At 69.0% G+C, this 6,680-nt stretch carries 5 protein-coding genes and 2 pseudogenes; 4 read left to right on the top strand and 3 right to left on the bottom strand.

Annotation, left to right across the window (positions count from 1 at the left end; all coding sequences use genetic code 11):
- Positions 1–6 precede the first annotated feature (6 nt).
- Positions 7–159, bottom strand: coding sequence for a hypothetical protein (locus tag AB0D93_RS41195; protein ID WP_362131795.1), 153 nt, complete (start codon positions 157–159; stop codon positions 7–9).
- Positions 160–467: 308 nt separating this feature from the next.
- Between AB0D93_RS41195 and AB0D93_RS41190 the strand changes: the two genes are divergently transcribed.
- The gene (locus tag AB0D93_RS41190; protein ID WP_362131792.1) at positions 468–764 is read left to right on the top strand and encodes an antibiotic biosynthesis monooxygenase; all 297 of its coding nucleotides are present in this window, start codon (positions 468–470) and stop codon (positions 762–764) included.
- Positions 765–1,308: 544 nt separating this feature from the next.
- Here AB0D93_RS41190 and AB0D93_RS41185 read toward each other — a convergent pair.
- Positions 1,309–2,139: pseudogene (locus tag AB0D93_RS41185) on the bottom strand (RNA repair domain-containing protein); the annotation flags it as partial.
- Between the two features lie 517 nt (positions 2,140–2,656).
- Between AB0D93_RS41185 and AB0D93_RS41180 the strand changes: the two are divergent.
- The 3 genes from AB0D93_RS41180 (at position 2,657) to AB0D93_RS41170 (ending at position 6,171) form a co-directional block, all read left to right on the top strand.
- Complete coding sequence (locus AB0D93_RS41180; RefSeq protein WP_362131789.1) at positions 2,657–3,616, top strand: alpha/beta hydrolase; 960 nt, start codon at positions 2,657–2,659, stop codon at positions 3,614–3,616.
- A gap of 69 nt (positions 3,617–3,685) precedes the next feature.
- Positions 3,686–5,227 (top strand): AMP-binding protein, encoded by a 1,542-nt coding sequence (locus AB0D93_RS41175; protein ID WP_362131786.1) that lies wholly within the window; start codon positions 3,686–3,688, stop codon positions 5,225–5,227.
- A gap of 395 nt (positions 5,228–5,622) precedes the next feature.
- Entirely contained in the window at positions 5,623–6,171 is a 549-nt protein-coding gene (locus AB0D93_RS41170; RefSeq protein ID WP_362131783.1) for a hypothetical protein, read from the top strand.
- A gap of 338 nt (positions 6,172–6,509) precedes the next feature.
- Here AB0D93_RS41170 and AB0D93_RS41165 read toward each other — a convergent pair.
- Positions 6,510–6,680, bottom strand: a pseudogene (locus AB0D93_RS41165) (esterase); the annotation flags it as partial.

The following is a 6,680-nucleotide window of genomic DNA, read 5'->3' as shown; positions in this document are numbered from 1 at the left end:
CGACCTTCAGCCTGCGGCGGTGATCCACTGCCCGATCTCATGCACCACCAGCAGCAGCGACGTACCGATGACGCCGGCGACCGCGTACAGTACCGGCGCCCGGCCCGGTGCATATCCGGGGAGTGCCTGGGCAACCAGGCCATGGGCGAAGAGGAGCATGATCGGCGGCCTCCAGTGCGCTCGCACCGCCGGCCCGCGGACAGTCCCGAGCAGGATCGAGCCCCTCATCGCCATCACTGCCGATGGGGCGCCCTTTCGACTCCAGCTTCCTCCTTTCCATGGTCCCGTCACCGCTCTCACGACCGGAAACGCCCGAATCACGCAGGCCGCCCGGCTCACATGCCGGTTACCCGGCTGGGGTACCTCGGCGCCACCAACGATTGCCGCGCAGGCGCGAGCGGTGCTTTGGATCTACGGTTGTCGAAGTGGCACCGGAGGGCCGAACCGGCATAGCGAAGGAGGCCACTATGGAGGAGCACTTCGTCTGGGTGACCGCCCGCCGCGTGAGGCCGGAAACCCTGGAGGACTTCGAGAAGGCGTGGCGGCCTGCCACCCGCCCGGAGGGTATGCACCGTGCCTTCGCGTACTGGTCCGAGGATGGACAGGAGATCACCGGGGTTTCGTTCTGGGAGTCCAAGGAGGCGTGCGACTCCTGGCGGGCCTCCGAGCCGGAGAAGCAGCGGCGTGCCGCCATGGCCCCATACGTCGTGGAGGAGCGGGAAGGTTTCTACCGCGGCCGTGAACTTGCCATTCCCGAGCGGTAGTCACGGGTAAGCGAGGCCGCCACGAGCAGCCCCCCATCCGGTGGACGCCTGTTCGCAGGGACGCGCGCCCCCACGGTCCTCCTCGCCAGGACCTGACCTGGGCGGAGGCGCTCCTCACGGTCGCCGAGAGCCTGCTACCGCTCCTGGAAACGGCAGGTCCCGAAGGGGTGAAGGAGATGCTTCGCGAGGGCTCCCGGGCGGAGGAGGCATTCGAGGTTCCTTGATCTTCGGGTATCAGCACCGGGCGTAGAACTCAAGGCCGTTGCCGAGCACGTGCTGCGCCGGCCGAGCGCATGCGTCGGCCGTGTCGTCCAACAACGGTGCACGCATGAACAAGAACGGAGGACCAGGGGACGCAAGGGTGTTGGTTGCCGGGAGGGGTGAGCGCTGATGCGTCTCCGGCAGGCGTCAGAACACTCCGCGCACGCAACCTGGATCCTTGGGGGGCCCTTCGCCCCACCTGGCCATGGTCTCACCTGTCGGTGATCCCGGAGAGCCATGCGGTGTCCTCCGGGTCCGGCGCTTCGAGGCGGGGTGTGGGCAGCCAGCGGATTTCGCCCGTGCGCAGGGCGATCGTGGCTCGTGGCCGCATCGGCCCGTGGCCCCTGCGTGAGAGCAGGGCGAGCTCCCAGACCGTCGCCGTCATGGCGTCGAGCCGGGTGGCGCAGTCGGCGCAGACTCGGCGCGGATCCCGGGTCCGGCCGAGGGGCAGATGGGGGGTGAAGTTCTTGGCGGGCCCACAACAGCGCGGGAACCGCTTCCGCAGTACGCGGTGCAGCTCTGTCCACGGCGCCTTGCCGGCCGCCGTGGGGTCGAGCCACACGGTGGAGTCAGCCCTGTGCTGGAAGGAGCACACCCCGTCCAGCCGGGCGGTGAAGACCGGCGTCTCGGCCGTCGCCGCGGCGAGCAGTGAGGCGGCCCGCTCGAAGTCGGACTCCGGCACGAAGCCGAAGAGGACGTTGACGTGCGGCGGCCACCGGTGGATCTGCGGATCGTAGTCCCGGCGGATGTCCTGGATCGGCGGCCACAGCTCCGCAGGCGGGATCCAGGCCACCGCTGTACGGGCTGTCGGGGACACGCCGAGGACGCCGACAGGTGCGCCCCTGCCGAAGCTCAGGCCCGTTTGCGTGTCCCGTACCCGGCCGGCGCCCGACGCGTCGATGCGGTCCGTTCCCGTGGCTCGGTCCCAGAGCACCTCGCCGTCCGCCTCGATGAACACCACCCGGTGCCAGGGGATGTCGCCTCCGGGGACGAAGGAAGTCAGCGAGATGCGTTTGAGGGCATCCCCGCGCTGGCTGACCCCCAACACGAACCGGGCCGGATCGAAGCGGGGGTCCCAGCGGATCCGGTGATAGATCTCATCACTGGTTCGCATCACGCCTCCTCTCCCGCCGTCACCCCTCCTCCAGGGTGCCGCCTGTCCTGTCCTCGACGCCTACTCATCACGCATCGCGACCAGCTCGGCGCGGTGTGTAATGCAGGGCAGTGGGTGCGACGGGTGACCTCTCGCGATGCCCTCATGGGACCGATGGGAGTAGTCGGGGCCGCCGTCGGCGAGCAGGCCGCCGCCTCGGGTGGCGCGCCCGGGGCACGTTGTGGCTGCGTCCCGGACAGTAGTCGTAGCGGCAGCGGCCTCGCCGACTGTCCGGGGGGCGTCGTCAGACGGTGGGCGGCCCCGGGCCTGGCATCTGCCGGGACCTGCTTCGCCTCTACCGTGAAGTCCACGATGGGGCGCACACACTGCACGTCGACCACGTCGACCCACCACATGAATCCGAGGCCCCCTGCATGCGCTGAGCACATGTCGGATCCGCCGGCAGGGCCATACCGTGCGCGACACGCGACCGGACGATCACCCTTTCGGTGCGCGACGAGATGAGGAGTCGCCAAGAATGACGCGTCACGCCGAGCCCCCTCGCCGCAGGGCCACGCCGGAGACCGATCCGTACGAAGAACTGACCGTGGCCATCAGCGGCGGCGAACTCGCCCTGCTGCGCTGGCCTGCGGCCGAACCAGGCGCCCCCGTGGTGCTCGCGGTGCACGGCATCACCGCCAATGCACTCTCCTGGGCCCGGGTCGCCCACCACCTTGCAGGCCAGGCCACTCTGATCGCGCCAGATTTGCGTGGCCGGGGCGGCAGCCGGTCGCTGCCCGGCCCCTATGGCATCGCCGCTCACGCCGCCGACGTGGCGGCGATCGCCGAGGCGTTCGGGCTGCAGGGGGCGGTGCTCGCCGGCCACTCGATGGGCGCCTTCGTCAGCGCGTTCACCGGCGTGCACCATCCTGGGAGGTTCGCCTCGCTCGTCCTCGTCGACGGCGGGCTCGGCTTCCCCGCACCGACCCATCTGGACCCCGACGCGCTCCTCGACGCCGTCATCGGCCCGGCGATGCGCCGGCTGGCCATGACCTTCCCCGACCGGCAGGCATACCGTGACTACTGGCGGGATCACCCGGCCTTTTCCGGCTCGTGGTCGCCGTGGGTGGACGCCTACATCCAACGCGACCTCGTCGGCGCGCAACCGCGATTGCGCTCGTCCTGCGTGCGCGACGCCGTGCGCATCGACGGCACACAGGTGCTGCGCGATCCTGAGGTACTGGCTGCGGTAGGTCAACTGAAGCTGCCCGCCCGGCTCTTGTGGGCCGACCGGGGCCTGATGGACGAGCCGCAGGGACTGTACGACGAAGAGCGTCTGGCCGCCGCCGGCCTGGACCCCGCCCGGTTGACGACGCAGCGGGTGGCCGACGTCAACCATTACACCGTGCTCGTCGGCGACGACGGCGCGCGCACAGTGGCCGGCCATCTGCTCGACGCGGCGGGCGCGAGCGGGGGCATGGCCTGCACAAGCGGCTAGCTGGGTAAACCGCTGGGAAGCACGGGGCTTCCGCACGAAGTAGTTGTTCCGGATGCAGGAGGATGAGCTATGCGTGTTCCGATGACGGTCGCCGATTTTCTCGAGCGGGCCGAGTTGGGTTTCGCCTCCGACACCGGTGTGGTGGACGAGCCGGATCAGCCAGGCGTGCCCGTACCGGAGACGACGTACGGGCAGTTGGGTGAGCGGGTGCGCGCCTGGCAGGCGGGGCTGGATGCGCTGGGCGTGGGTGAGGGCGAGCGGGTGGCGGTGGTCAGCCACAACTCCGCACGGTTGCTGGAGCTGTTGTTCGCGGTGCCGATGAGCGGTCGGATCTGCGTGCCGGTCAACTTCCGCCTCAAGCCCGATGAGGTCGAGTACGTGGTGCAGCAGAGCGGCTCGTCGGTGCTGCTCGTCGACCCCGAGCTGGACGAGGTGCTGTCCGGAGTCAAGGCGCGCCACCGGTTCGTCCTCGGGGAGCAGACCGAGACCGAGCTGATGCGGTTCGGCGTAGCCCCCCGCCCGTGGTCGGACCCGGACGAGGATGCCACCGCGACGATCAACTACACCTCAGGGACCACCGCCCGCCCGAAGGGGGTGCAGCTGACCCACCGCAACATCTGGGTGAATGGGATGACCTTCGGGCTGCACACCAGGGTGTGGGAACGCGATGTGTATATGCACACGCTGCCGATGTTCCACTGCAACGGCTGGGGGATGCCATACGTGATGGCCGGACTGGGCGTGAAGCAGGTGGTGTTGCGCAAGGTCGACGGCGCGGAGATCCTTCGCCGGGTCGACCGACACGGCGTGACGCTCATGTGTGGCGCACCGACGGTGTGGAAGGCGGTGCTGGATGCGGCGGCCTCATGGGAGGGAGAGATCCCTGGCCGTGATCGAGTACGGATCGTGTGCGCGGGGGCTCCGCCTCCGAGCGCGCTCATCCAGCGCGTGGGGGAGGAACTGGGCTGGGAGTTCACGCAGATCTACGGCCTGACCGAGACGTCCCCGCTGCTCACGTTCAACCGGTCCAGGCCGGCAGATGCTGAACTGCCCGCTGGGGAGCGAGCGCGCAAGCTGTCCCGTGCAGGACTGCCCGCGCTGGGAGTCAGGCTGAAGGTCTCCGAGAGCGGCGAGGTCCTGGCCCGGTCGAACGTCGTACTGGACGGGTACTGGGACAAGCCTCAGGAGACCGCGGTGGCCATGAAGGGCGGGTGGTTTCACACCGGTGACGGCGGCAGGATCGACAAGTCCGACGGTCACTTGACGATCTCCGACCGGAAGAAGGACGTGATCATCACAGGCGGCGAAAATGTGTCTTCGATCGAGGTGGAGGACGCCATCTTCAGCCACCCGGCGGTCGCCGAGGTCGCCGTCATCGGGGTGCCGGACGAGAAGTGGGGCGAGACGATCAAGGCGCTTGTGGTGCTCGCCGAGGGAGCCACGGTGGTCGAGGCCGACATCATCGCCCACTGCAAGCAGCGCATGGCCGGCTACAAGGCGCCGACGAGTGTCGAGTTCCGTGATGCCATCCCCCGTACGGCCACCGGCAAGATCCAGAAGTTCAAGCTCCGCCAGCCGTACTGGCCCGGCCCGGACCGGAAGGTGAACTGACCACCGGCCCATGACGCTTCGGCCTATGGCCAGACGGTCGAACAACTCCAGGGAGTCGGGTCGCGCCAGGAGATGGGTGTCGGTGGGCCCTGATGACGTCGTTGGCCGGGGACCGTGGTCGTCATGGCGTTCCCGGTGGCGGAGCGGCCCTCGGCGTCCTCGGCCTCTGCGGAGATCTGATTCCTGGTGGCATGCTCCAGCCGACCGTTCGTTTCCGGAAGTCCGCGCGGTCGGTCCAGCGGCGGGGGCCAGTTCACCATAGCCGCCGTCGTGACCAGGGCGTCCAGCAGCGCGCCCAGTGACAGCCACGGCTCGAGCCGCAGGGCCTTGAGCAGCAGCCTGGCGCAGGGGGCCCGTGGCAGTTGCCGCTGCCAGCCGCTATCGCCGCGCCCGCTGTGGCGGAGGCCAGGCCGATCGCCGCCCTGCCCATGTGTTACTACACCTTCGACCTCGCCGACGGCGTCCTCGGTATCAGCCTCGACACCACGAACCGGGCCGGATTCGCCGTCGGTTCACTGGGCACCGGGCAACTGAACCGGCTGGAGTCGGTTCTTGAGGCGCACAGCGGACACTGGTACGACAGCGACGGCACCCTGGTGCGCGGCGGATCCGGCAGCCGCCTCGTCGTCTTCAGCCACCACACCAGCGGCACGGTGGGCAACCTGCTGCCGGACCCGTACCACCCCTTCGAGGGCCGCCACAGCGGTGACGAACTGGTTGCGCTGCTTCAGCGCTTCCCCAACGTCGTGGCCTGGGCCAACGGCCACACGCACGCCAATCAGATCATCCCGCACGGCCACGCCATCCCCGAGCGCTCCTTCTGGGAGATCAACACCGCCTCCCACGTCGACTACCCGCACCACGCGCGGATCATCGAGGTCGCCGACAACCAGGACGGCACGTTGTCGCTGTTCACCACGCTCATCGGGTCCGCGGCACCGTAAGCGGCCGACGTCACCGACACGTCCGACCGCGGCCTGGCCGCCCTCTACCGCGATCTCGCTTACCACGACCCCTACGCCACCCCCGCCACCCGGATCGGGACCGCCGCAGACCACAACACCGAACTGCTGCTGACCAAGCCCGCGACATAGCGGCCGCCCCGACCGGCCTGTGAACGCGAGCCATGGTCACACCAGCACGTGGTAGCCGTTGCCCGCCGTGCAGCTGACGTTGGGAGCCAGGGCAGCAGCGACTACGTAGACCCGGTGCGCGAGGATGCCGTGCACCAGGCCACGACCGCATCGTCAGCCATCCTGGACGTGGCCGTCACCGCCGTGGCTCAGTGGGCGACCAGTCGGGTGCTGAGCCACTGGAGCGTGGCGGGGATCTCGCGCCGCCAGGTGTTGAAGTTGTGGCCGCCGCTCGGAAGGATGATCGACGAAATCCTGGTCACGTTCGTGTCCTGCACACTCTTGATGAATCTGAGCGTGTCCTTGTAGTTGTGTTCACC

Origin of the sequence: Streptomyces sp. NPDC048191 (assembly GCF_040652655.1) — a bacterium.
GTDB lineage: Bacteria > Actinomycetota > Actinomycetes > Streptomycetales > Streptomycetaceae > Streptomyces.
This window is presented reverse-complemented; position numbering and strand designations above follow the sequence as displayed.

Excerpts from the sequence above, each read along its gene's own strand:
- AB0D93_RS41190 (WP_362131792.1), top strand. The coding sequence starts at position 468 with ATGGAGGAGCACTTCGTCTGGGTGACCGCCCGCCGCGTGAGGCCGGAA.
- AB0D93_RS41195 (WP_362131795.1), bottom strand. The coding sequence starts at position 159 with ATGCTCCTCTTCGCCCATGGCCTGGTTGCCCAGGCACTCCCCGGATAT.
- AB0D93_RS41180 (WP_362131789.1), top strand. The coding sequence starts at position 2,657 with ATGACGCGTCACGCCGAGCCCCCTCGCCGCAGGGCCACGCCGGAGACC.
- AB0D93_RS41175 (WP_362131786.1), top strand. The coding sequence starts at position 3,686 with ATGCGTGTTCCGATGACGGTCGCCGATTTTCTCGAGCGGGCCGAGTTG.